The following is a 22,276-nucleotide window of genomic DNA, read 5'->3' on the forward strand; positions in this document are numbered from 1 at the left end:
CAAGCACAACAATGGAGCCGCCATGGCCAGCACCACCCCCGCAGGACTGGAGATCAAGCCCCGGCACATGGACTTCGATCTGCCCGATCCGCTGCCGCGCCACTGGCACGGCGGAGACGCCTTCAAGTCCCACCTGTTCGATGCCATGTCGGTACTCTTCCCCGACGGCGAACGCTTCTTCATCGACTCGGTGCGGCAGTTCCGCGACCAGATCACCGACCCGGTGCTCAAGGAGCAGATCCGTGGCTTCATCGGCCAGGAGGGCCACCACAGCCGTGAGCACCTGACCTATAGCCAGCGCCTGCGCGACCAGGGCTACGACATCACCGCCATCGAGAAGCGCGCCCAGGCGCGCATCCGCTTCACCCAGAAGAAATTCCCGGCCAAGCGCCAATTGGCCGCGACTGCCGCACTGGAACACATCACCGCGATCATGGCCAACGGGCTGCTGACCGACCCGCGCACCATGGAAGGCGCCGACCCGGTGATGCAGCGTCTGTGGCGCTGGCACGCGCTGGAGGAAACCGAGCACAAGGCAGTGGCCTTCGACGTCTACAACCAGGTCTGCGGTAGCCGCAAGCTGCTGCGCCGGGCGATGCGCATGGCCACCTTCTTCTTCGTGCTGGATACCTTCCGCGGGCTGGTGCACATGCTCAAGGTGGACGGCCTGCTGTGGAACTGGCGCGTCTGGCGCGACGGCATCAAGTGGACCTGGGGCAAGCACGGCGTGTTCCGCCCGCTGCTGCGTGAATACATGGACTTCTTCAAGTCCGACTTCCACCCCTGGCAGCACAACAACCTCGATGTGCTCTACGAAGTGCGCAAGGAGTACGACCCGCAGCCACTGGCTCACGCTGGCTGATCCGCCCTTCGCTTCGCACACCGCCCCGCCTTGCCGGGGCGATGTCGTTTCCAGTGCCGACCGCGGACTTCCCCGTAGGATGGGTGGAGCGCAGCGATACCCATGCTGTCGGCGCGCGGGAACCGATGGGTATCGCTTCGCTCCACACCATCCTACGAAAAGCGCTTGGGCAGAACGAAAAGCCCGGCACATGGCCGGGCTTTTCATTGAGCGATCAACAGTCAGGCATGCAGGAAGCGAAGCGCATCCGCCGCCGACTCCTCGGGGATTTCTTCCATCGGGATATGCCCCACGCCCGCGTAGACCTTCACTTCGATCCCCGGAACATCGCGCTGCCACATCGGCACATGGCGCGGCGAAATCCAGCGATCGCGCTCGCCCCACATCAGCAGCGTCGGCACCTTCAGCGCGGCGACGCGGTTGGGGGTGGTAGGCAGCTCCTCGCGGTTGGCCTTCACCAGCACCCGGAAGATATCGATCATCGCGCGGCGGTTGCCCGGCCGGCGGCTGATGTCGTAGTAACGGTCGATTACGCCCGGCTTGATCTTGCGTGCATCGCCGTAGACTTCCTTGATGCCCTGGGCCACCAGGGCGCGCGGCATCCACATCGGCATCATGATGCCGGCACCGGGCAGCACCGCACTGGCGATCATCAGCGGGACCTTCTGCATGTAGTAGCCGGCCGGGTCGATCAGGATCAGCCGCTCGACGCGGTGGGCATTGGCCAGCGCATAGTTCCAGGCGATGTAGCCGCCCAGGGAGTTTCCGGCGATGGACACCTGCTTGAGGTCCAGGCGGTCGAGGAACATCCCGAACACCTTCACCAGGCGCTCGCCGTCGTACTCGCGGTCCTGGCCGCCACCGGTGAGGCCGAAGCCGGGCACATCGAGGCGGATGATGCGGAAGTGCCCGGCCAGCTCGGCGACCCAGCCATCCCAGGTGTGCAACGAGGCCATCACACCGTGGACCATCACCAGCACCGGCTTGTCCGGGCTGCCTTCGTCGCGGTAGTGGATATCGAAGCCGTCGACGTGGAGGAACTTCGAGCCGGATTCGGGCGAAGCGTAGCGCGCCTTCAGCGCGGCCAGTGGCAGCGGGCCGAAACCGTAGCGGGCCAGGCCCTCGGCCAGCGGCGGTTGCACAGACAATGTGGCGGTCATGGACGAGTGACTCCCGTGCTTGTTGTTCTAAAGCCCGAATCACACCACAGCGCCCTCGCCGCCGCGCCCAACCTAGGTAGTGTCGAGGCCCGTCACGGGATGACGCAGGCCTTGCACCTCGTTAACCTAGCCCGACCCGCCCTCGCGCAAGGAAAGCCCGTTCGTGCCGATCCTCATTCGCCGTTCGCTGTGGCCGCTGGCCGTGCTGTTGCTGCTCCTGTGCCGCCCGGCCCTGTCTGCCGACCTGTACTACCTGGGCCAGAAGATTCCCGACATCCAGCGCAACTGGACCAGCGCCGACTACCAGGTGCTGATCGACGCCCTGAAGAAGATCGACGAAACCCAGGTCAACGGCCTGCCCCGGCGCAGCGGCGAGTTCACCGGGCCAATCTACCAGCGCATGGTCAGCGAGGAGAATTTCCGCCCGCAGCTGAACATCTACGCGCCGCTGGAGCTGAGGCAGAACGAGGCGCGCGAGGTGCTGTTCAAGCTCAAGGAACTGATGCGCCTGTACTTCAACTTCCGCGCCGCCAAGCAGCCCTACGGCGCCGAGGCACTGGGCCTGATGAGCTACTCGCTGCGCGAGCAGGCGATCCTGTTCAACCTGACGGTGGAGTTCTGGATGACCCTGGCGCAGAGCGAGCAGCGCAACCCGGTGCGCCTGCAAGGCATGCAGGAAGCCAAGGCCGCCGCCTCGATGCTGACCAGCAGTGCGTTGGACTACCTCGGTCTGACCGCGCAGTTCGACCGCCAGGACCTGGTGCTCTACAGCGCCGAACTGGCCAAGCAGTTGCCCGAACTCTTCATCCACCTGCCGCCGGAAGTCCGCGTGCAGCTGCTGATGCGCGTGGATGAACTGGCGCAGAAGCACGCCTACCCGGAAGTGCGCGAGAACATGCGCGACCTGCTGCCGGTGCTGCAGGCGATCCAGGCGGACGTGCAGAAGCAGCTGGCCGCCCCGGCCAAGGGACAACCTGTGCCCAAGGGGCTGGACCTGAGCGCTCCGCCGGAAGCGGAGAAGAAGAAGGGAATGTGAGACTCGTCAACGGGTAATTAGAACGCTGAGGCCAGTGCAGCATCGGTGTACGCGGTTCGACACCCTCTCCCCAGCCCTCTCCCTGAGGGGAGAGGGGGCCGTTCGGTGCATTCTGGATTGCAGGAGTCAGCCGGAAGCGGTGCGGAGCATCCTTGATACGCCGGGTCCAGCCCTCGCTACGGACCAGTCCCCTCCCCCGCTTGCGGGGGAGGGTTAGGGAGGGGGGGCACGGTCGGTCGATAAGCCGAAATCAAAGACCTGCGCCAACACCTTCTACCGCAACAACCCCAACTCCTTCGCCCGCGCCACCGCCTGGGTGCGGCGTTCAACGCCGAGCTTGTCATTGATGTGGCGGGCGTGGCTCTTCACGGTGTGCAGCGAGATGAACAGGCGCTCGCTAATTTCCTGGTTCGAGCAGCCCTGGGCGATCAGTTCCAGCACCGCCAGCTCGCGCCCGCTCAGGCAATCGTTGAGCACCGCACCCCGCTCCGGCGGGGCTGGTAGGCGCTCGCGCAAGGCGTCGATGGCCGGTGATGAAGCGCGCACGGCCAGTTGCTCGCGCAACCACTCCGGATGCTGCAGCAGCACTTCATGCAACGGGATCAGCAGGCCGACCGCCAGACCATTCAGGCACTCGCCCAGCTCGAAGGAAGCTTCGCGCTCGCGGCCGTCCTGCAGCAGCAGAGCGACCAGCTGGCCCTGGGCGAAGCGCGCCTGCAACTGCGCACCGCCCTGCAGGGCACCGCTGGCCACAGCGCGCAACCGCGCCTCGGCGTCTGCCATGCGGCCCTCGCGGCGCTCCAGCTGGGATTGCAGCATCTCCACGTTGCGCGGCAACTGCGGCGAACATTCCGGAGGGGTGGCCGGCTCGTCGCCCGTGTAGGTGTCGCGCAGGCGTTCCAGCCAGGCAGTGGCCAGTTCGACCTGACCCTGGCCAAGCCAGAGCTCGCACTTGATCAGGGTGATGGCCGACAGGTAGTACACCGGCGGCACATCCCACACGTGCATCATCCGCTCGACCTCGGCGAGGTGGGCGAAGGCGCGGGTGTAATTACCCAGTCGACCTTCCAGGCTGGCCAGCACGCAGAAGCCGATCACCAGGCTGATGTCGCGGCAGGCGCGGGCTTCCTCGATACCGGCCTTGAGGCATTTGCGCGCCTCGTCCGGCTGCAGCGCGAGGCTGCGCAGGTAGCCCTGGTAAAGCATCAACCGGCCACGTACGGCATAGCGACGCTGGGAAGACAGGCCGGACAGCCGCGCCAGGCCCTGGCGCACTTCGTCCTCGGCACGCAGCACCTCGCCGCGCGCCTGCAGCACGCGGGCACGGTCGTAATGCACCATGGCCTCGAACAGCGGATTGCCGAAGCGCTGCGCCAGTTCCAGGGCTTCCCGATTGAGCCCGCGTGCGCGCCACAGGTCGTCACGCACGATGGCCAGGTTACTCAGGGTCGACAGGCACAGCAGGCGGGGGCCGAAGCGCTCCGGACCGAGGCCTTGCATGGCCTCCTCGCAGTGCCGCTCAGCCGCCTCGATCTCGCCACGACCGCGGGCGATCACACCCGCCAGCGCCTGCCATTGAGCAAGCAGGTCGCGATGGGCGGTGGCATCGGCGGCGGGCAGGAAGCGCGACAGCTGTGCCGCCAGTTCTTCGGCTGCGTCCAGCTGACAGGCCAGCGCCAGCGCCCAGCTGTACAGCACGATCAGGCGCGGCGTGCTGGCCAGCAGGCTGTCGGGCAGGTCCATCTTCCAGCGCAGCAGCGTGGCGACGTTCTGCTCGGCCAGCAGTTGTTCTTCGGACAGACTCTGCACCAGGCTCGCCGCGACTTCCGGGTGGCCGGCACGCAGGGCCTGCTCCACTGCATCGTCGAACAGCCCCTGGGCGCTGAACCAGCGGCAGGCGCGCAGGTGCAGCGCCGCCGCCGAAGGCCCGGAACCGGGCAACGGACGCGCCAGCAACAGGTCGGAGAACAGGTGGTGATAGCGGAACCATTGACCCTGCTCGTCCAGCGGCACGAGGAACACCTGGTGTTGCTGCAGGTGGCGCAGGATCGAGGCGCTGTCATGGGCATCACGCAACGCGTCGCACAACTCGGCGGAGAAGCGCTCGAAGCGCGCGGTCTGGGCCAGGAACATCTGGACCTCCGGCGACTGCTTGTCGATCACCTCTTCCAATAGATAGTCGCGGATCAGCTCTTCGGCGCCGTGCACCGAAAGATCCGGCACATTGGCCGCCAGCTCGTCACCATGGGCCAGCAGCCACAGGCGCAGCCCGGCAATCCAGCCCTCGCTGCGCTCGACCAGGTTGTCGAGGGCGTTGTCGTCCAGCTGCGCGCCGTTGGCCGAGACCAGCTGCGCAGTTTCCTCGACGGTCAGGCGCAGGTCCTGTTCGGTGAACTCCAGCAGCTGCCGCGACAGGCGCAGGCGCGCCAGGTGCCAGTCCGGCCGCTGACGGCTGGTGACCAGCACGACCAGGCCGGCGGGCTGGTGATTGAGGAGGAACTGCAGGCAGCGATCCAGCACAGCCCCCTGGGCCAGGTGATAGTCGTCCAGCACCAGCAGCAACGGGCGGTCGACCGACAGGCTGTCCACCAGCTCATCGAGCAGGTCGTCGAGCCAGGCCTCGAACGCAAAAGGCTGGTGGCGCTGGCGCATCTTCAGCAGGGCCAGGGCTTCTTCGCCGAGAGTGGGGAAATGCAGGCGGAGGCCTTCGAGCAGGCGTTCGAGGAAACGTCCGGGATCGCTGTCCCTGGCACTGAGCCCCAGCCACAGGCTGCGCCAGTGATTCTCCAGCGTCTGACAGAATTCGATGGCCAGCGAGCTTTTGCCGAACCCGGCCGGCGCGGATACCAGTATCAGCCGCCCCTGCAGCCCCGCGGCCATGCGCTGGCACAACCGAGAACGGGCGACGTGGCCATGCGGCAGCGGCGGCCGGAAGAAGCGGCTACCGGCCGTGCTGGGGGGAACATCGGTCAGACTTGGCAGAGTCGAGAAGTCGGTCATCGGCCTGGCTCTTGCTCTAGCTCTTATAGCGGTCAACGAAGGTCACACTGCCGTCCGAGCCTAGCCGCTCGCGGTCGGGAATAGAAGTCGATTTTGTTACCTTTGCTCACAACATGACCAGAAGACGTCCTACATTCCGCCATCCATTCATCTGACAGATGATCCCCCATAAAAAAACCGGCCCGAAGGCCGGTCTTTTTTCACCGCGGTACCACCCGTGGGGATCGGGGGATCAGCGCACGCCCTCCTGGCGAAGCGCTGCCGGGGTGAAGTCGCTTTCCGAAGCGCTGTAGTTGAAGTCGTAGGCAGATTTCTCCTCGTTCTTCAGACCCAGCACCAGGTAGCGACCGGACAGCAGGTCATACAGGGTTTCCGCGGTGTACCACGGTACCTGGTAGTTGTAGTAGTACTGGTTGAACGCCTCGGCTACGCGCCACAGGGTGCCGCGACCGTCGTAGTGGTCGATCTCCACGGCCTGCCAGGTGTCCTCGTCGATGAAGAAGTCACGCTTGGCATAGATGTGGCGCTCGCCCGGCTTCAGGGTGGCGGTCACGTGCCACACGCGGTGCAGCTCGTAACGGGCCAGGTCCTGGTTCAGGTGACCGGGCTTGATGATGTCCGAATACTTCAGCTTCGGATCGTCCATCTTGTAGTTGTTGTACGGGATGTACAGCTCCTGCTTGCCCACCAGTTTCCAGTCGTAGCGGTCCGGTGCGCCGTTGTACATGTCCAGGTTGTCGGAGGTGCGCAGGCCATCGGCGGCGGTACCCGGGCCGTCGTAGGAGACCTGCGGGGCACGGCGAACGCGGCGCTGACCGGCGTTGTAGAGCCAGGCCAGACGCGGTTCCTTCACCTGGTCGAGGGTCTCGTGCACCAGCAGCACGTTACCGGCCAGGCGCGCCGGAGCAGTGACACGCTGCTTGAAGTAGAAGAGCACGTTGCTCGGCTTGCTGGCGTCGTAGTCCTTCAGGTCGGTACGGAAGACGAACTCGTCCTGGAAGTACACCAGCGAGTAGGAGCCGTTGACCTGCGGAGTCGCCTGGGTCACCAGACGGCGCACATGGCCGCCGCGGTAGCGGGTAATGTGGTTCCAGATGACTTCCAGGCCGTCCTTCGGAATCGGGAAGGGGTTGGCCACCTGGAAGTTCTCCAGGCCGTTGCCGCCCTGCAGCAGCTTGGTACTGGTGGCGTTCTTCTTGGTCGCCTCCAGCACATTGGCCGGCACGGTAGCGGTACGATGCGTGGTGTACACCGGCATCTTGTAGGTGTCGGGATAGCGCTTGAACATGGCCTGCTGGCCGGGGGTCAGCTTGTCCTTGTACTGGTCCATGTTCTGCGCGGTGATGGTGAACAGCGGCTTCTCGCTGGCGAATGGATCGCTGAGGAAACCCTTGCTGTCGGCAGTCCCGGCGTTCTTGGGCAGGCCACCGGTCCAGGCCGGGATGCTGCCGTCGGCGTTGCCGGCCTTTTCCGCGCCCATGGGGGTGAGGGTGGAACCCAGCTTCGCCGCTTCATCGGCAGAGACGGCCGCCATCACCTGGGAGGCGATGAGGCTGAGCGCCAGGGCGCCCGTGTGCAGCAGGATCTTTGTTGTTCTCATTCGTTTATCGTCCTCGTTGAGTCTTTGCCCACCGTGATGGCCGCCCCTGCGGGGATGCCCTGAAAGAACGGTTCACGGGTCTTGTCTGCTGCCCCGCGCGGCCAGGTCACCCGACCGCGCGGATGGCCCGCCGCGAGGGCGGGCCGCTTGCCGGTTGAACGGCCGGCTTAGAAGGTCACCCCGAAGCTCAAGCTGACGAAGTCACGGTCGTCGACGGTGGAGTACTTGCCGTCGAAGTAGTTGGTGTAGGCCAGGCTGGCGGTGTAGGTGTTCAGGTAGTCGGCGTCGATACCCAGGCTGACCGCCTTGCGGCCTTCCTCGAAGTTGCCGCCGGGGCCGGGGGAGTAGCCGTCCACGTCGTGGGACCAGGCCACGTTGGGCTTGAGGTTCACGCCGGCGAAGACGTCGTTGTAGTCCCAGATGGCGCGAGCGCGGTAGCCCCAGGAGTCGGCGGTAGTGAAACCATCGCTTTCGCAGTTGCGGCTGACGTTGTTGGCATTGGTGGTGCCCAGGGTGGAAGCGTTCAGCGCCTCGCAGGTGGCCAGGCCGTTGAGGGTGCCATTCAGCGGGCCGGGGCCGAAGACCGGGTCACGGCCGTAGCGCGCCTTGTTCTGGCTTTCCAGGCCGCCGACGTGGGTCCAGCCGACTTCGCCCACCAGGGTCAGACGCTCGGCGCCCATGACCTGGTCGAAGAAGTGGGTGAAGGTGGTCTGCAGCTGGGTGACTTCCTTGCGGCGGTAGCCGTGCAGGTCCTGGCCGGCGGTGCCGGTCAGCACGGAGGCGTTGTCGTAGACGTGGTTGCCGCCGATGGAGACCGGGTCCAGGCCGGAATACAGGATGTCGGTGGTATTCAGCTGCACCGGGGCGTTCGGACGGTAGCTGATCTCGCCCTGCCAGGCGGTGCCGGTGGGCAGCGTGGTGGAGAAGCTCAGGCCGTACAGGCGGATATCTTCGGGGTACTCGATGAAGTAGCTGGAGTTGCCCGCCATCGCCGCCGCGCCGGCCTGGGCCGCCAGGGACGGGCTGATCGCCGCGATGTTGGTGATCAGCTGGTTGATCTGCGCCACCTTGGAGGCGTCTGCGCCACGGCCACTGAAGATCGGCAGGCGGCTGTGATAGTTCATGTAGTAGCCGCCGAACTCGGTGTTCAGGCTGTCGGCGAAGTACTTCAGGGAGAAGCCGTACTGGCCGCTGTCACGGGCATCACGGTCCGGACCGCGCTGGACCACCAGGCCTTCGTTCCACGGCGAGGGGGTTACCGCCAGGTTCGGGCCGAGCAGGCCGTTCAGGGTACGAATCGAGGCAGCGTTGTTGGTCAGCACCGCCAGGTTCTGGGTACAGCCGTCAGCCACCACGTCCGGCTGGGAGAAGAAGGTGCCGCAGTTGTCGACCACCGTCTGATCCCACTCCAGCTGGTAGAAGCCTTCGGCGGAAAGGTTCTCGGTGAGGTTCTGCGACAGGTAGAACATGTTCACCGGCACCAGGGCTTCCTTGATCTCGGAGCCTGGACGGCGGAAGGCGGTGACGTCGAACGGGTTGATCACGCTGATGCCGTTCTGGATGAAGGTGCTCTCGCCCCAGTTCACCACCTGCTTGCCCAGACGCACGGTGCCCGGCAGATCGGCGATGTTGTAGTTGTGGTAGATGAAGGCGTCGAGGATTTCGCCGCCGGAGGCCTGGGCGGCTTCCTTGCGGTTATGGTCGGAGAGCGGCTTGAACTCGGTGTTCTCGTCCTTCTGCTCGAAGTCGTACCAGTACTTGCCGCGCACGAAGACGCCGGTATCGCCGTACTTGAGTTCGAGGTCGTGGATGCCCTTGAAGATCTTCGAGAAGGTCTTGCCGGCCTTGTAGTTCAGGTGACCATCGTCGGAGGTCTGGGACAGGCCCTTGCCACCGTTGTTCACGCCGATGAGGTTGCTGTTCGGATTCTGCGTCGACCAGCTGGCCCCCACGGACAGCGTCGAGTCGAACGAGCCTTCGATTTCCCCGATGTTGAAGCTGACAGCGGAGGCGGGAGCCGCCAGCGAAGAAGCCAGGCTGACTGCCAGCGGCAACCGTGCCAGGCGCCAGATATGTTGCATGGTTTTCATCGACGCTACTCCATGTGTTTTTTGTTATGAGTAGCGGCGACTATATCCAGCGTCCTAAGGTGCTTGATCGCTCGAAAGTGTGATTTGTCTTACAAAGGCCCTGACTAGACGCCTGCGCAGGCCCCGAGGTGGCGTGGCCACTGGGCTGCGCCGTGCCAAGCGCTTGCTTGGCACGACCGCCCGAAAACCGTGACTTGCCGGTCGTCGGTCACACCGTGGAGAGGAAAGCGCTGCCGGCCTCCTGCCATTGGGCGATGTCTACCCGGATACGCTTCTTGTCGAGCTTGCCGACACTGGTCTTGGGAACTTCAGTAACAACGGCGATCTGCGAGGGAATGGCCCACTTGTTTATGTGGCCCTGCTCGACGAAAGGCTTGAGGTGTTCGCGCAGCGCCTTGGCATCCAGCGCCTGGCCGTCGCGCAGCACCAGCAGGGCGAACGGGCGCTCGCCCCACTGCGGATCGGGCACACCGACCACCGCGACCTCGCGTACCGAAGGGTGACGGCTGATGAGGTCTTCCAGCTCCAGGGAGGACAGCCACTCGCCGCCGGTCTTGATCACGTCCTTGATGCGGTCGCGGATATCGATGAAGCCCATGCCGTCGAGCGTCGCCACGTCGCCGGTGTGCATCCAGCCGCCGGCCCAGAGCTCCTCGCCCTTTTCCGGCTCGCGGAAGTAGCCCTGGGTCAGCCAGGGCGCGCGCAGCACCAGCTCGCCCTGGGACTCGCCGTCCGCCGGGTGGAACCGGCCGTGCTCGTCCATGATCGCCGCCTCCACCAGCGGCACCGGCACGCCGGCCTTGATGCGGTAGGTGGTGCGCTCATCCTCGCTGCCGGCGCAGAGTTCCTCGTTGAGGTAACCGCAGGAAATCAGCGGGCAGGTTTCGGACATCCCGTAGGCCGCGGTGAGCTGGATGCCACGGGCCTTGGCGGCGTCGTACAGCGCGTGGTTGAGGGCGCTGCCGCCAATGATGATCTTCAGCCCGCCGAAGTCATGGTCCTTGGCGCTGGCGGCGTTGAGCATCATCTGCAGGATGGTCGGCACGCAGTGGGAGAAGGTCACCTTCTCCTCACGGATCAGCTTGCACAGCAGCTCCGGCTCGTAACGGCCCGGATACACCTGCTTCACCCCCAGCATGGTCGCCACGTAGGGCACGCCCCAGGCGTGAACGTGGAACATCGGGGTAATCGGCATGTACACGTCGTCGGTGCCCATCAGGCGGATGCTGTCCAGGCTGCCGATAGTCGCGGCCATGGCCAGGGTGTGCAGCACCAGCTGGCGGTGGGTGAAATACACGCCCTTGGGGTTGCCGGTGGTGCCAGTGGTGTAGAAGGTGGTCGCCACCGAGTTCTCGTCGAAGTCGGGGAAGGCATAGCGCGGGCTGGCGGCGGCCAGCAGGGTTTCGTACTCGCCGACGCAGTCGGGCAGAGTGCAGGTCTTGTCGGCGCCATCGGTGATCAGCAGGGTCTTTTCCACCGTGGTCAATTGCCCGGCGATGCCCTGGTAGAGCGCGGCGAACTCGCTGTTGACCAGCACGAAGCGGTCATCGGCGTGGTTCATGGTGTAGAGAATCTGCTCCGGCGAGAGGCGGATGTTGATGGTGTGCAGCACCGCGCCGATCATCGGGATGGCGAACATGCACTCCAGGTAACGGTGGCTGTCCCAGTCCATCACCGCCACGGTGTCACCGGCCTTCACGCCGGCCTCGGTCAGCACGTTGGCCAACCGCGCGACGCGCTCGTTGAAGGTGGCATAGCTGTAACGCACGGTGTCGCGGTAGACGATTTCCCGGCCTTTCTCGTAACGGCTGCCCGACAGCAGCAGGCTCTTGATCAACAGCGGGTACTGGTAGGCGTTCTGTGCAGCGGGGATGACGCGGGTTTTCAGCATGGCGTACGCACTCTCAAGGCTGGATCTCATCAGGATGAGACCGACTCTAGAGCGCCGGGTGTGTCCATTCATCAGTCAAAAGAGTGATTTGCCGATGACTCTATGGCCACATTCGGTCACGCGGTAGAATCCTGGCGCCCGGTCGTTCACGCCCGGTACCCAGTTAGCGCATCACAACAAGAGCGAAGAGGTTAGTCATGTCCGAGATCGTCATCGTCAGCGGCGCCCGTACCCCCATGGGCGGCTTCCAGGGCAGCCTGTCCGGCGTTTCCGCCGTCGACCTGGGCGCTATCGCCATCCGCGAAGCCATTTCCCGTGCCGGCATCCAGCCCGACGACGTGCAGGAAGTGATCATGGGCAACGTGCTGCCCGCCGGTCTGAAACAGGGCCCGGCCCGCCAGGCGTCGCTGAACGCCGGCCTGCCCGCCGCCACTGGCTGCACCACCATCAACAAGCTCTGCGGCTCGGGCATGAAGGCCGTGATGCTGGCCCATGACCTGCTCAAGGCCGGGACCAACAGCGTGATGGTCGCCGGTGGCATGGAAAGCATGTCCAACGCCCCCTACGTCATCGAGAAGGCCCGCACCGGCCTGCGCATGGGCCACGGCGAGATCAAGGACCACATGTTCCTCGACGGCCTGGAAGACGCCCGCACCGGCCGCCTGATGGGCTCGTTCGCCCAGGAAACCGCCGATAAGTACAACGTCACCCGCGAAGAGATGGACGCCTACGCCATCGAGTCCCTGCAGCGCGCCCAGGCCGCCATCAAGGACGGTTCGCTGGCTTCGGAAATCGTCCCGGTCACCGTCACCACCCGCAAGGGCGAGACCGTGGTGAAGGACGACGAGCAGCCGCTGACCGCCAACCTGGACAAGATTCCTGGCCTGCGCCCGGCCTTCCGCAAGGACGGCACCATCACCGCCGCCAACGCCAGTTCCATCTCCGACGGCGCTTCCGCGCTGGTCCTGATGACCGCCGAAGAAGCCGCACGCCGTGGCCTGAAGCCGCTGGCGAAGATCGTCGCCCACGCCACCCAGAGCCAGGACCCGGCCGAGTTCACCCTGGCCCCGATCGGCGCCATGACCAACCTGTTCAAGAAGGCCGGCTGGAGCAAGGACGACGTCGACCTGTTCGAGATCAACGAAGCCTTCGCCATGGTCACCATGCTCGCCATGCGCGAACACGGCCTGGACCACGCCAAGGTCAACGTCTACGGCGGCGCCTGCGCCCAGGGCCACCCGGTCGGCTCCACCGGCTCGCGCATCATCGTCACCCTGATCAACGCCCTGCAGAAGAAGGGCGGCAAGCGCGGCGTGGCCTCGCTGTGCATCGGTGGCGGCGAAGCCACCGCCGTGGCGATCGAGCTGGTCTGATTCTCGATCCGGCATGAAGAAGGGGCGCCTCGGCGCCCCTTCTTCGTTTCAGGTCATCGACCTGGACACCGAGCATGAGGCGCAACCCTGCGTCCAAAAGCACGGAAATTTCCGCCCCCATCATCCGAACACGGGGGCAAGAACCCGGCGCCACGCTCCCTAGCATGGGCAGTCTCTTCGTCTGAGAGTGCCCTTCCATGTCCAACGACTTCAACGATGACGAGCCCGCTCGCCGTCGCTTCCTGAAAAGCTCGCTGACCCTGATTCCAGCTGTGACCCTGCTGGGCAGCGCCAGCCTGCTGGCCGACAGTGCCACCACCGAGACCGCGCCGCCCGCGGCAGAAGAGGCCAAGCCCACCGACGGCAGCTACGTGCCGCTGTACTTCAACGATGAGGAATGGCTGTTCCTGCTGGCCGCCTGCGACCGCCTGATCCCCAGCGATGACAATGGCCCCGGCGCAGTCGCCGAGGGCGTGCCGGCGTTCATCGACCGGCAGATGGAAACCCTCTACGGCCATGGCGGCATCTGGTACCTCAAGGGCCCCTCCCTGCCGGCAGCACCAGAGCTGGGCTTCCAGAGCCTGCTGGCCCCGCGCGACATCTACCGCGTCGGCATCGCCGCGCTGAACGCCCACTGCCAGCAACTGTTTTCCGGGAAGTACTTCCACGAACTGGACCCCGCCCGGCAGGACGCGCTACTCGGCCAGCTGGAGAAAGGTGCGGTAGCGCTGAGCGACGACTGCCCCGCCCCGATGTTCTTCCAGCAACTGCTGCAGAACACCCGCGAAGGCTGGCTCAGCGACCCCATCCATGGCGGCAACCGGACCATGGCCTCGTGGAAGCTGATCGGCTTCCCCGGCGCCCGCGCCGATTTTGCCGACTGGGCCTCACGGCCCAACGCCCACTACCCCCAAGGCCCGGTCGACATTGCCGGGCGCAGGAGCTGAGCCATGAGCGCACTGAAGATGGCACCCGTCGACGCCGTGGTCATCGGCCTGGGCTGGACCGGCTCGATCATGTCGAGGGAACTCACCGAAGCCGGCCTCAAGGTGGTCGCGCTGGAGCGCGGGGAGATGCGCAACACCTCCCCCGACTTCGCCTACCCGCGCATGGCTGACGAGCTGACCTACGGCATCCGCTACAAGCTGTTCCAGAACCTCGCCAAGGAAAGCCTCACCATCCGCCACACGCCCGCAGACCAGGCCGTGCCCTACCGTCGCCTCGGCGCCTTCCTGCCCGGCAACGGCGTGGGCGGCGCCGGCGTGCACTGGAACGGTCAGCACTGGCGCATGCAGCCCTATGACCTGCAATTGCGCAGCAACACCCTGGAGCGCCACGGCGCCAACGCCATCCCCGAGGGCATGACGATTCAGGACTGGGGCGTGACCTACGACGAGCTGGAGCCCTACTTCGATCATTTCGAGAAGGTCTGCGGCACCGCCGGCCAGGCCGGCAACCTGCGCGGCCAGCAGATTGCCGGCGGCAACCCGTTCGAGGCACCACGACAGAACCCCTACCCCACCGCGCCGATGAAGACCCTCTACGCCGGCGAGCTGTTGACCCAGGCTGGCAAAGAGCTGGGCCTGAGCGCCTTCCCCTGCCCCGCCTCCAACTGCACCGAGCCCTACACCAACCCCTACGGCGTACAGATGGGACCGTGCAACTACTGCGGCTACTGCGAGCGCTTTGGCTGCTTCAACTATTCCAAGGCCTCGCCACAGTCGACCATCCTCCCGGTCCTGCTCACCCAGCCCAACTTCGAGCTGCGCACCCAGTCCAAGGTCGTCCGCATCAACACCGACTCCACCGGACGCAGGGCCACTGGCGTGACCTACATCGATGCCCAGGGTCGCGAGGTCGAGCAACCGGCGGACCTGGTCATCCTCAGCGCCTTCCAGCTGCACAACGTGCGCCTGCTGTTGCTCTCGAAGATCGGCAAGCCGTACGACCCCATCAGCGGCACCGGTGTGGTCGGCAAGAACTACGCCTACCAGACCAACTCGGCGGTGACGCTGTTCTTCGACAAGGACAAGCACTTCAATCCCTTCGTCGGTGCAGGTGCCGGCTACACCTGCCTGGACGACTTCAACAACGAGGCGTTCTTCAGCCAGGGCAATGGCTTCGTCGGCGGCGCCTACCTGTCCTCCTCCACCAGTGGTGGGCGGCCGATCCAGCAGATGGTCCTGCCGGACACCGCCCCCGCCTGGGGCAGCGGCTGGAAGCAGGCAATCAGGGACAACTACAACCACAACATGGGCCTGCACGCCGAAGGCTCGAGCATGGCCTACCGCGACTGCTACCTGGACCTCGACCCTCGCTACACCGACGAGCACGGCCTGCCGATGCTGCGCATGACCTTTGACTGGAAGGAAAACGACATCCTCCAGGCGCAGTACATGATCCAGCGCATGGAGGAAATGGCCCGCGTGCTCAACCCCAGGCACAGCGTCTCCGGCGGCCCCAAAACCGGTTCGCGCTTCGACTGGCGCAACTACCAGAGCACCCACACCACCGGCGGCGCCATCATGGGCGAGCACGCAGGGCAAAGCGTGGTGAACAAGTACCTGCAGAGCTGGGACGTGCCGAACCTGTTCGTCCTGGGTGCCAGCGCCTTCCCGCAGAACATGGCCTACAACCCCACCGGCATCGTCGGCGCACTGACTTACTGGGCAGCCAACGCCATCCGTCAGCAGTACCTGAAGCACCCCGGTCCGCTGGTATCCGCCTGAGGAGAGACGCCATGAAATCCGTTCTGTTTCCACTGGCCCTCCTGCTGGCCATGGAGTCGGTCCAGGCCGACGCCGCCCAAGACCTGGACACCGCCATTGCCCGTGGCCGCTACCTGGCCCAACTGGGCGACTGCGCCGCCTGCCATACCGTCGATCCGAAGCGCCCCTTCACCGGCGGACTGGCACTGCAATCGCCATTGGGCGCGATGTACTCCACCAACATTACACCTGACACCCGCAACGGCATCGGCTCGTACTCACTGGAGCAATTCGGCGATGCCCTGCGCAAGGGCGTCGCAGCGGACGGCCGCCACCTGTATCCGGCAATGCCCTATCCATCGTTCTCCCGGCTCAGCGACGAAGACGTCAGCGATCTGTATTCCTACTTCAGGCACGGGGTATTGGCCGACCCCACCGAGAATCCTGCGGCCGGCTTTCCCTGGCCGCTGAGCATGCGCTGGCCCCTGAGCCTCTGGAACGCCCTGTTCGTCGAAGCCAGGCCCTATCAGCCGGTCGTCACCCAAACGCCGGAGTGGAACCGCGGTGCCTACCTGGTTCAAGGCCTGGGCCACTGCGGCACCTGTCACACACCGCGCGGCATCGCTTTCCAGGAAAAAGCCCTGGACCAGAACGGAACCAGCTACCTCAGCGGCGCCAAGCTGGCCGGCTGGTATGCCGCCGACCTGACCGGCGCCACTGGCAGCGGCCTGCAGGACTGGTCAGAAGCCGATCTGGTGGAGTTCCTCAAGGCGGGGCGCAATACCCACACGGCCGCCTTCGGCCCCATGGGCGAGGCGGTGGCGCACAGCACCCAGTACTACAGTGATGCAGACCTCAAGGCCGTCGCGGTCTACCTGAAGTCACTCTCCGCCGGGCGCGCAGTGGCAACCGTAGGCAGTGACAACACCAGTGAACGTCTGGCCGAAGGAAAGCCGCAGAATGCTGGCGAGGAGCTCTACCTGGACAACTGCAGCGCCTGCCACCGCAGCGACGGCCAAGGCTATCGAAGCACCTTCCCGCGTCTGGCAGGCAACTCGGCGGTGCTGGGCGCCAGCCCTGACTCGCTGATCCGCATCATCCTGCATGGCTCCAGCATGCCGGTCACCCGGGCAGCGCCCACAGGCCTGAGCATGCCGGCATTCGACTGGCGATTGAGCGATGTCCAGGTGGCGGAACTGGCCAGCTTCCTGCGCTCGGCCTGGGGCTACCAGGCAGCGGCCGTTAGCGCCGAAGAAGTAGCCCGCATCCGGGCCTTGAAGTAAGTCCACAGGAGGGCGCCACTGGCGCCCTCTTTCTTCGACTCAGCGCAGTTCGGTGAAGGCCAGCTTGATACCCAGCCCGACCAGCACGACGCCCATCACCCGGTCGAACCAATGCCCCATGCGGGCAAAACCGGCCCGCACGCGCTGCTGGCTGAACAGCAGCGCCACCAGGCAGAACCAAGCCGCGGTGGCGCACGCCAGGTAGACGCCATAGCCGGCCTGTATCAGCAGCGGTGTGTGCGGATTGATCACCACCGTGAACAATGAGAGGAAGAACAGCGTGGCCTTGGGATTCAGGCCATTGGTGACGAAGCCGGCGACATAGGCACCGCGCGCGGTGCGGGCAACCGGCGCGGCAAGTGTTTCGGCTGCCGCCGGATCGACTGGCCGCGCCCGCAGCGCCTTGAAGCCGATGTACAGCAGGTACGCCGCCGCCAGCCATTTCAGGGCGTTGAACAGCACGATGGACTGCGACACGATCAGGCCGATGCCCAGTAGCGAGTATGTGACATGCAGGAAGATCGCGCTACCCACGCCCAGGGCCGTCCAGGTACCGGCGCGACGGCCGTGGGTCACGCTCTCGCGCACCACCACGGCGAAATCCGGGCCGGGGCTGGCCACCGCCAGCAGGTGAATGAACGCCACCGTGAGAAACTCCGCCCAGTACATCGCGCCTCCGAACATCCGTGGAAAGCCACAGGTTCTATACGAAGTGCCCGGCAGCCGACAAGTCGCGACGACCGCGCGGCATGCCTCAGTGCACCGAGGCAGGTGCTACGCCGTGCAGGATCGGTAGCTGCGTCAACGGGCAGGCTTGCCACGGCGAGGGGAATTCGGCGAAGGGAGTGATGCCGTCCAGCAGGACCATGCCGCTGTGCAGCAACTGCTTGCCTACCCGCCAGTCCTCATTGGCCATGGCATGCCCCAGGATCACGGACACCAGGTATTGCTCCCAGGTGTCGAAGGCGGCACGAGCCTGCCGAGCCATGTGACGCAGCGCATTCCGTAAACGCTCCTCGTCCAGCAAGCCAGCACTGAAGGCCAGGCGTGCGCCGAATGCCGCTCGTTCCAGATCATAGGCCAGCAGCGTGCGACATCCCTGTATCAGCGCCGGATCATGACCGGCCCTGAGCAAGGCACGGCACGCACGCTCGATCCGCAGGCCCTGGGCCTGAGGCTTGCCAGCCGATGTCACCAGCACAGGGTCCAGTTTCGCCCGACTGCCCGTATCCAGTAGCCAATCCACTCGTGCCATGACCTGGCTACTGTCGAATGCTCGCCAATGGGTCGCCAGCCAGCGCGCGTGCAGCTCATGCTCCTCGGGAGCGATGGCCAGGCGGTCGACCCGCGCACCACCGCTGCTGGCGATCAAAGCGCCCAACGCCAGCAGGGAGTCCTGTGCCGGCCATATCTGCCGGGCGAGCCTTCGTTCAGATTGAATGGCCACCTCATCGACCCGGATACCCGACAGAGGATGCGCTCGCCAGAGCCCTGCCAGCTCGTTGCTCTCCTGTCGCCCGCCCAGCAGATGCCGCATGGCCTTGATGACCTCCGTCGCAGGCGGTCCCTGGCGGACCAGGATGGCCCGGGCCATGACGAAAGACGCGGCATAAGCCTGCCAATCGACGAAGTGCCATGCCGCATCTTCGGCTACCCAGGCCAGGGTCAGCCAGAATTCCGAACGCGTGAGATAGCCACACTCATGGCACTTTTTGGCCAGAGAGGCGATGCATTCGTGGTCATGAGCCGCCATCGACAGCCCCGGAGGCAAACTCAGGCCGGCACGACTCCAGGCCCGTTTCGCTCTTTGCCAACGCAGCCGCTGCTCGCCGTCAAAGACACTCGGTTCGTTGCGCTGCAGGCGCTGGAAATCTTCGTCGGACTGTCCACCCTGAGCCTTCGCCAGCAACCCCTGCAAGGTGTCGCGGGCGGAGGCGGAGTCACGGATGCCCCAGCCTTCGGCCAACTCTCGCCCCCATTCAGCCGAGCCCGGTCGATCGCAGCGCAAGCCCAGGTCGCGCCCCTCGCAGGCCGCCATCAGCGTGCCGAAACACAGCAAAGCTTCGTGTCCCGGAGTCAAGGCCGCCCGCCGGCGCCGAATGGGGACACTAACGGCAGGCACGATCCGAAACCAGGCCCGAGCTGCCAGCATGCCCGCTGTCGTGACCCCAAAGGCCGCTAGACCGGAGAAAACCCAACCCATCATCGCCAATCACCTCGAGATTTCGATGGGAGCACTCTAGAAACCCGGCGCGGACTGGCAGATGAGGGAAAACCGAAACGTCTGTCAGACTTTTCACTCGAACATCTACCATCAATACGCGGCTCCCTCACTCCACATCTGCGGGCAGACCGGGTTGTCCACGGCAGTGGTTCTGCCGAGAATCCCCTTCACCCCGCCCTTCCGATCAAGGTGTCATCGCTCATGAATCCTGCTCGCGCCGTCTTCCTCGACCATGCCTCCCTCGACCTCGGTGATCTCGACCTCGCGCCGCTGCGCGCGCCGTTCGGCGAACTGGTCCTGCACGAGCGCAGCGACACCCTGGAGGTGGCCGAACGACTGCGAGGCGCGCAGGTGGCGATCAGCAACAAGGTGCGCATCGGCGCCGAGGTATTCGAGCAGTGCCCGGACCTCAAGCTGATCCTGGTAGCCGCCACCGGCACCAACAACGTCGACCTCGACGCCGCGCGCCGTCACGGCGTGACCGTGAGCAACTGCCAGGGCTACGGCACCCCGTCGGTGGCCCAGCACACCCTGATGCTGCTGCTCGCGCTGGCCACCCGCCTGCCCGATTACCAGGCAGCGATCCGCGAAGGCCGCTGGCAGAAGGCGCCGCAGTTCTGCCTGCTGGACTTCCCCATCGTCGAACTGGAAGGCAAGACTCTCGGTCTGCTCGGCCACGGCGAACTGGGCGGCGCGGTGGCCAGGCTGGCCGAAGCCTTCGGCATGCGCGTTCTGTTCGGCGCCCTGCCCGGCCGCCCAGCCCGAGCAGACCGCCTGGCGCTGGACGAGCTGCTACCGCAGGTCGACGCCCTGACCTTGCACTGCCCGCTGACCGACGCCACGCGCAACCTGATCGGCCAGCGCGAACTGGACCTGATGAAACCCGGCGCCTACCTGATCAACACCGCCCGCGGCGGCCTGGTCGACGAGCAGGCACTGGCCGACACCCTGCGCCGCGGCCATCTCGGCGGCGCGGCCTTCGACGTGCTCAGCGTCGAGCCACCCAGGGACGGCAACCCGCTGTTGGCCGGCGATATCCCGCGCTTCATCCTCACCCCGCACAGTGCCTGGGGCGCGCGTGAGGCCAGGCAGCGCATCGTCGGCCAGTTGAGCGAGAACGCCGCCGGCTTCTTCGCCGGCGAACCGCGTCGGGTGGTGGCGCCATGAGCCTGCACCTGGTCTGCGGCGACGGCGCCGCCGATGCCCTGCGCCGAGCCGTCGAGGCTGGCGTGCTGACCGAGAAGAAAATCCACGTGCTGCCGGACGACCTCGCGGTCGGCCCGCTGAGTGATGTGGATAACCCGCCCTGCCAGCAGCGCGCCGCGTTCTGGCATGAGCTGGGTGGCGAAGCCCTGCGCGAGCGGAAAATCGCCCTCGAGATGGCCACCGAAGTGAACTGGCTGCGCAGCCCGGACGTCGGTTCCGTCACGCTCTGGCACGGCGACAGTGCCAGCGAGCAACTAATGTTGCGCCGCGTCTGCGCGCTGTTGCCGGCGAACATCATCCTGCGCAGTGTTGGCGCCGGTAGCGGCCAGTGCCGCAGCGAAGACCGCCACGCCATCGCCATGCTCAAGCCCGTCGAACTGGCCAACGCCCTGGCCGCCAGCCACGAGCTGGACGGCGCCGAACGCCAGAGCCTGGCGGCGGACTGGCAGTGTGCCCTGGCTGAAAACGCCGAGCTGCGCCTGTGGCTGGATGGCCAACTGAACGGCGCCGGTTACGCGCACATCGACCGCATCCTGCTGGATAGCGCCAGCGAGTCCTGGCGCCCGGTGCAGTCGCTGATCGGCCCGACCATGGCCTATGTCGATGGCCTGTTCGTCAGCGACCTGCTGGCCGCCTGGCGCCTGCGCGAACAAGTCGCGGCAGGAGCGCTGGAACTGCGTGGCGACGACTTCTGGAAGAACGCCGAGGTACGGCTCGCCTAGGCTCGGCCACGGCAGCCCTGCTAAACTCGCGCCCTTTTTTCGAGGAGGCCGCATGTCCAACGCCCCCACCAGTGAAGTGCTGCTGCGCCAGATCGAGCGCTTCCAGGGCCGCGTCCTGCTCGCCGGCCTGCCCGCCGACGCCCTGCTCGGCGACCTGCCGCAGGCCCGGGGCTGGAGCTGGCACGCCGGCGACGCCCGGCAGCTCGAAGGCCGCTATCCCGACCGCTGCCACTTCGGCGCGACGCCGCCCGAGGGCCCGTTCGACGCCGCCGTGCTGTTCCTGCCCAAATCCCGCGAACTGACCGACTACCTGCTCGCCGCACTGGCCAACTGCGTACCGGACGGCGAGCTGTACCTGGTCGGAGAGAAACGCGCCGGCGTCGAACGCGCCAGCAAGCAGCTCGGCGAATTCGGCCGCGCCAGCAAGCTGGACAGCGCCCGCCATTGCCAGCTGTGGCACACGCACATCGACGGCGCCCCCGCCGCGCCTGATCTGCACGCCCTCGCGCAACGCTACGAACTGCCGTTGGCCGACGGCCCGCTGCAAGTCGTCACCCTGCCCGGCGTGTTCAGCCATGGCCGCCTGGATCGCGGCAGCGCGCTGCTGCTGGAGCACCTGGACAAGTTGCCGACCGGCCACCTGCTGGACTTCGGCTGCGGCGCCGGCGTACTCGGCGCCACGCTCAAGCGACGTTATCCACAGAGCCAGCTGACCCTGCTGGATGTCGACGCCTTTGCCGTCGAGAGCAGCCGCCTGACCCTGGCCGCCAATGGCCTGGAGGGCGAAGTGATCGCCGGCGACGGCATCGACGCCGCACCGGAGAACCTGGCCGCCATCGTCAGCAACCCGCCCTTCCACCAGGGCGTGCACACCAGCTACGCCGCCACCGAACACCTGCTGCGCCAGTCGGCCCGCCACCTGGCGAGCGGCGGCGAGCTGCGTCTGGTGGCCAACAGCTTCCTGAAATACCCGCCGCTGATCGAACAGCACCTGGGCCCCTGCCGCACCCTGGCCGAGGCTGACGGCTTCCGTATCTACAGCGCCCGGCGCTGATCCCAGGCTCGCACTACACTCCACCGAGCCTGCCCGGATCGGCGCACCGCCGCTCGCCCTGAACTAT

The 22,276-nt window shown here is 65.8% G+C and carries 16 protein-coding genes; 9 read left to right on the forward strand and 7 right to left on the reverse strand.

Going from position 1 to position 22,276, the window contains the following annotated elements; genetic code table 11:
• Positions 1-22 precede the first annotated feature (22 nt).
• Positions 23-862: a metal-dependent hydrolase gene (locus FAS41_RS11095; RefSeq protein ID WP_138522385.1), complete on the forward strand. Its 840-nt coding sequence runs from the start codon at positions 23-25 to the stop codon at positions 860-862.
• A 221-nt stretch (positions 863-1,083) separates the two neighbouring features.
• Here the strand turns inward: FAS41_RS11095 and FAS41_RS11100 are convergent, their stop codons facing one another.
• Entirely contained in the window at positions 1,084-2,022 is a 939-nt protein-coding gene (locus tag FAS41_RS11100) for an alpha/beta fold hydrolase (protein WP_138522135.1), read from the reverse strand.
• 163 nt (positions 2,023-2,185) lie between these two features.
• On the opposite strand from FAS41_RS11100, the gene FAS41_RS11105 reads away from it, so the two are divergent.
• Positions 2,186-3,058, forward strand: a complete 873-nt coding sequence (locus FAS41_RS11105) for a hypothetical protein (protein ID WP_138522137.1) — start codon at positions 2,186-2,188, stop codon at positions 3,056-3,058.
• Between the two features lie 273 nt (positions 3,059-3,331).
• Here FAS41_RS11105 and FAS41_RS11110 read toward each other — a convergent pair whose 3' ends face one another.
• From FAS41_RS11110 to FAS41_RS11125, 4 genes are all read right to left on the reverse strand, one after another.
• A complete protein-coding gene (locus FAS41_RS11110; protein ID WP_138522139.1) occupies positions 3,332-6,058 on the reverse strand; it encodes a winged helix-turn-helix domain-containing protein in 2,727 nt (908 codons plus the stop codon).
• Between the two features lie 232 nt (positions 6,059-6,290).
• Positions 6,291-7,658 carry a DUF1329 domain-containing protein gene (locus FAS41_RS11115; protein ID WP_138522141.1) on the reverse strand — a complete coding sequence of 456 codons (1,368 nt, stop codon included), beginning with the start codon at positions 7,656-7,658 and terminating at the stop codon, positions 6,291-6,293.
• Positions 7,659-7,825: 167 nt separating this feature from the next.
• The gene (locus FAS41_RS11120) at positions 7,826-9,748 is read right to left on the reverse strand and encodes a DUF1302 domain-containing protein (RefSeq protein WP_138522143.1); all 1,923 of its coding nucleotides are present in this window, start codon (positions 9,746-9,748) and stop codon (positions 7,826-7,828) included.
• Between the two features lie 208 nt (positions 9,749-9,956).
• Positions 9,957-11,639 (reverse strand): fatty acid--CoA ligase, encoded by a 1,683-nt coding sequence (locus FAS41_RS11125; protein ID WP_138522145.1) that lies wholly within the window; start codon positions 11,637-11,639, stop codon positions 9,957-9,959.
• A gap of 197 nt (positions 11,640-11,836) precedes the next feature.
• On the opposite strand from FAS41_RS11125, the gene FAS41_RS11130 reads away from it, so the two are divergent.
• The 4 genes from FAS41_RS11130 to FAS41_RS11145 all read left to right on the forward strand — a co-directional run bounded on the left by FAS41_RS11130 (position 11,837) and on the right by FAS41_RS11145 (position 17,003).
• Positions 11,837-13,012 (forward strand): thiolase family protein, encoded by a 1,176-nt coding sequence (locus FAS41_RS11130; RefSeq protein ID WP_138522147.1) that lies wholly within the window; start codon positions 11,837-11,839, stop codon positions 13,010-13,012.
• Between the two features lie 197 nt (positions 13,013-13,209).
• The gene (locus FAS41_RS11135) at positions 13,210-13,959 is read left to right on the forward strand and encodes a gluconate 2-dehydrogenase subunit 3 family protein (protein WP_138522149.1); all 750 of its coding nucleotides are present in this window, start codon (positions 13,210-13,212) and stop codon (positions 13,957-13,959) included.
• A 3-nt stretch (positions 13,960-13,962) separates the two neighbouring features.
• Complete coding sequence (locus FAS41_RS11140) at positions 13,963-15,741, forward strand: GMC family oxidoreductase (RefSeq protein ID WP_138522151.1); 1,779 nt, start codon at positions 13,963-13,965, stop codon at positions 15,739-15,741.
• Positions 15,742-15,752: 11 nt separating this feature from the next.
• A complete protein-coding gene (locus FAS41_RS11145; RefSeq protein ID WP_138522153.1) occupies positions 15,753-17,003 on the forward strand; it encodes a cytochrome c in 1,251 nt (416 codons plus the stop codon).
• A gap of 39 nt (positions 17,004-17,042) precedes the next feature.
• Here the strand turns inward: FAS41_RS11145 and FAS41_RS11150 are convergent, their stop codons facing one another.
• Together FAS41_RS11150 and FAS41_RS11155 are read right to left on the reverse strand one after the other, a co-directional pair.
• Positions 17,043-17,672: a LysE family translocator gene (locus FAS41_RS11150; protein ID WP_138522155.1), complete on the reverse strand. Its 630-nt coding sequence runs from the start codon at positions 17,670-17,672 to the stop codon at positions 17,043-17,045.
• A gap of 85 nt (positions 17,673-17,757) precedes the next feature.
• A complete protein-coding gene (locus tag FAS41_RS11155) occupies positions 17,758-19,209 on the reverse strand; it encodes a DUF1266 domain-containing protein (RefSeq protein ID WP_138522157.1) in 1,452 nt (483 codons plus the stop codon).
• Positions 19,210-19,428: 219 nt separating this feature from the next.
• On the opposite strand from FAS41_RS11155, the gene FAS41_RS11160 reads away from it, so the two are divergent.
• Genes FAS41_RS11160 through FAS41_RS11170 form a run of 3 tightly spaced genes read left to right on the forward strand, consistent with a single transcriptional unit; the run spans position 19,429 to position 22,209 of the window.
• A complete protein-coding gene (locus FAS41_RS11160; RefSeq protein WP_138522159.1) occupies positions 19,429-20,394 on the forward strand; it encodes a 2-hydroxyacid dehydrogenase in 966 nt (321 codons plus the stop codon).
• Positions 20,391-21,155, forward strand: a complete 765-nt coding sequence (locus FAS41_RS11165) for a DUF1835 domain-containing protein (RefSeq protein ID WP_138522161.1) — start codon at positions 20,391-20,393, stop codon at positions 21,153-21,155. Before FAS41_RS11160 ends, FAS41_RS11165 begins: the two co-directional genes overlap by 4 nt.
• Positions 21,156-21,207: 52 nt before the next feature.
• On the forward strand, positions 21,208-22,209 hold the full coding sequence (locus tag FAS41_RS11170) for a methyltransferase (protein ID WP_138522163.1): 1,002 nt from the start codon (positions 21,208-21,210) through the stop codon (positions 22,207-22,209).
• Positions 22,210-22,276 lie beyond the last annotated feature (67 nt).

The sequence above is a fragment of the Pseudomonas nicosulfuronedens genome, assembly GCF_005877905.1.
GTDB classification, from domain to species: Bacteria; Pseudomonadota; Gammaproteobacteria; order Pseudomonadales; family Pseudomonadaceae; genus Pseudomonas; species Pseudomonas nicosulfuronedens.

Coding starts and splice junctions, on each gene's coding strand:
- FAS41_RS11150 (WP_138522155.1), bottom strand. CDS start 17,672: ATGTACTGGGCGGAGTTTCTCACGGTGGCGTTCATTCACCTGCTGGCG.
- FAS41_RS11095 (WP_138522385.1), top strand. CDS start 23: ATGGCCAGCACCACCCCCGCAGGACTGGAGATCAAGCCCCGGCACATG.
- FAS41_RS11140 (WP_138522151.1), top strand. CDS start 13,963: ATGAGCGCACTGAAGATGGCACCCGTCGACGCCGTGGTCATCGGCCTG.
- FAS41_RS11115 (WP_138522141.1), bottom strand. CDS start 7,658: ATGAGAACAACAAAGATCCTGCTGCACACGGGCGCCCTGGCGCTCAGC.
- FAS41_RS11100 (WP_138522135.1), bottom strand. CDS start 2,022: ATGACCGCCACATTGTCTGTGCAACCGCCGCTGGCCGAGGGCCTGGCC.
- FAS41_RS11145 (WP_138522153.1), top strand. CDS start 15,753: ATGAAATCCGTTCTGTTTCCACTGGCCCTCCTGCTGGCCATGGAGTCG.
- FAS41_RS11135 (WP_138522149.1), top strand. CDS start 13,210: ATGTCCAACGACTTCAACGATGACGAGCCCGCTCGCCGTCGCTTCCTG.
- FAS41_RS11110 (WP_138522139.1), bottom strand. CDS start 6,058: ATGACCGACTTCTCGACTCTGCCAAGTCTGACCGATGTTCCCCCCAGC.
- FAS41_RS11120 (WP_138522143.1), bottom strand. CDS start 9,748: ATGAAAACCATGCAACATATCTGGCGCCTGGCACGGTTGCCGCTGGCA.
- FAS41_RS11130 (WP_138522147.1), top strand. CDS start 11,837: ATGTCCGAGATCGTCATCGTCAGCGGCGCCCGTACCCCCATGGGCGGC.
- FAS41_RS11125 (WP_138522145.1), bottom strand. CDS start 11,639: ATGCTGAAAACCCGCGTCATCCCCGCTGCACAGAACGCCTACCAGTAC.
- FAS41_RS11165 (WP_138522161.1), top strand. CDS start 20,391: ATGAGCCTGCACCTGGTCTGCGGCGACGGCGCCGCCGATGCCCTGCGC.
- FAS41_RS11160 (WP_138522159.1), top strand. CDS start 19,429: ATGAATCCTGCTCGCGCCGTCTTCCTCGACCATGCCTCCCTCGACCTC.
- FAS41_RS11170 (WP_138522163.1), top strand. CDS start 21,208: ATGTCCAACGCCCCCACCAGTGAAGTGCTGCTGCGCCAGATCGAGCGC.
- FAS41_RS11155 (WP_138522157.1), bottom strand. CDS start 19,209: ATGATGGGTTGGGTTTTCTCCGGTCTAGCGGCCTTTGGGGTCACGACA.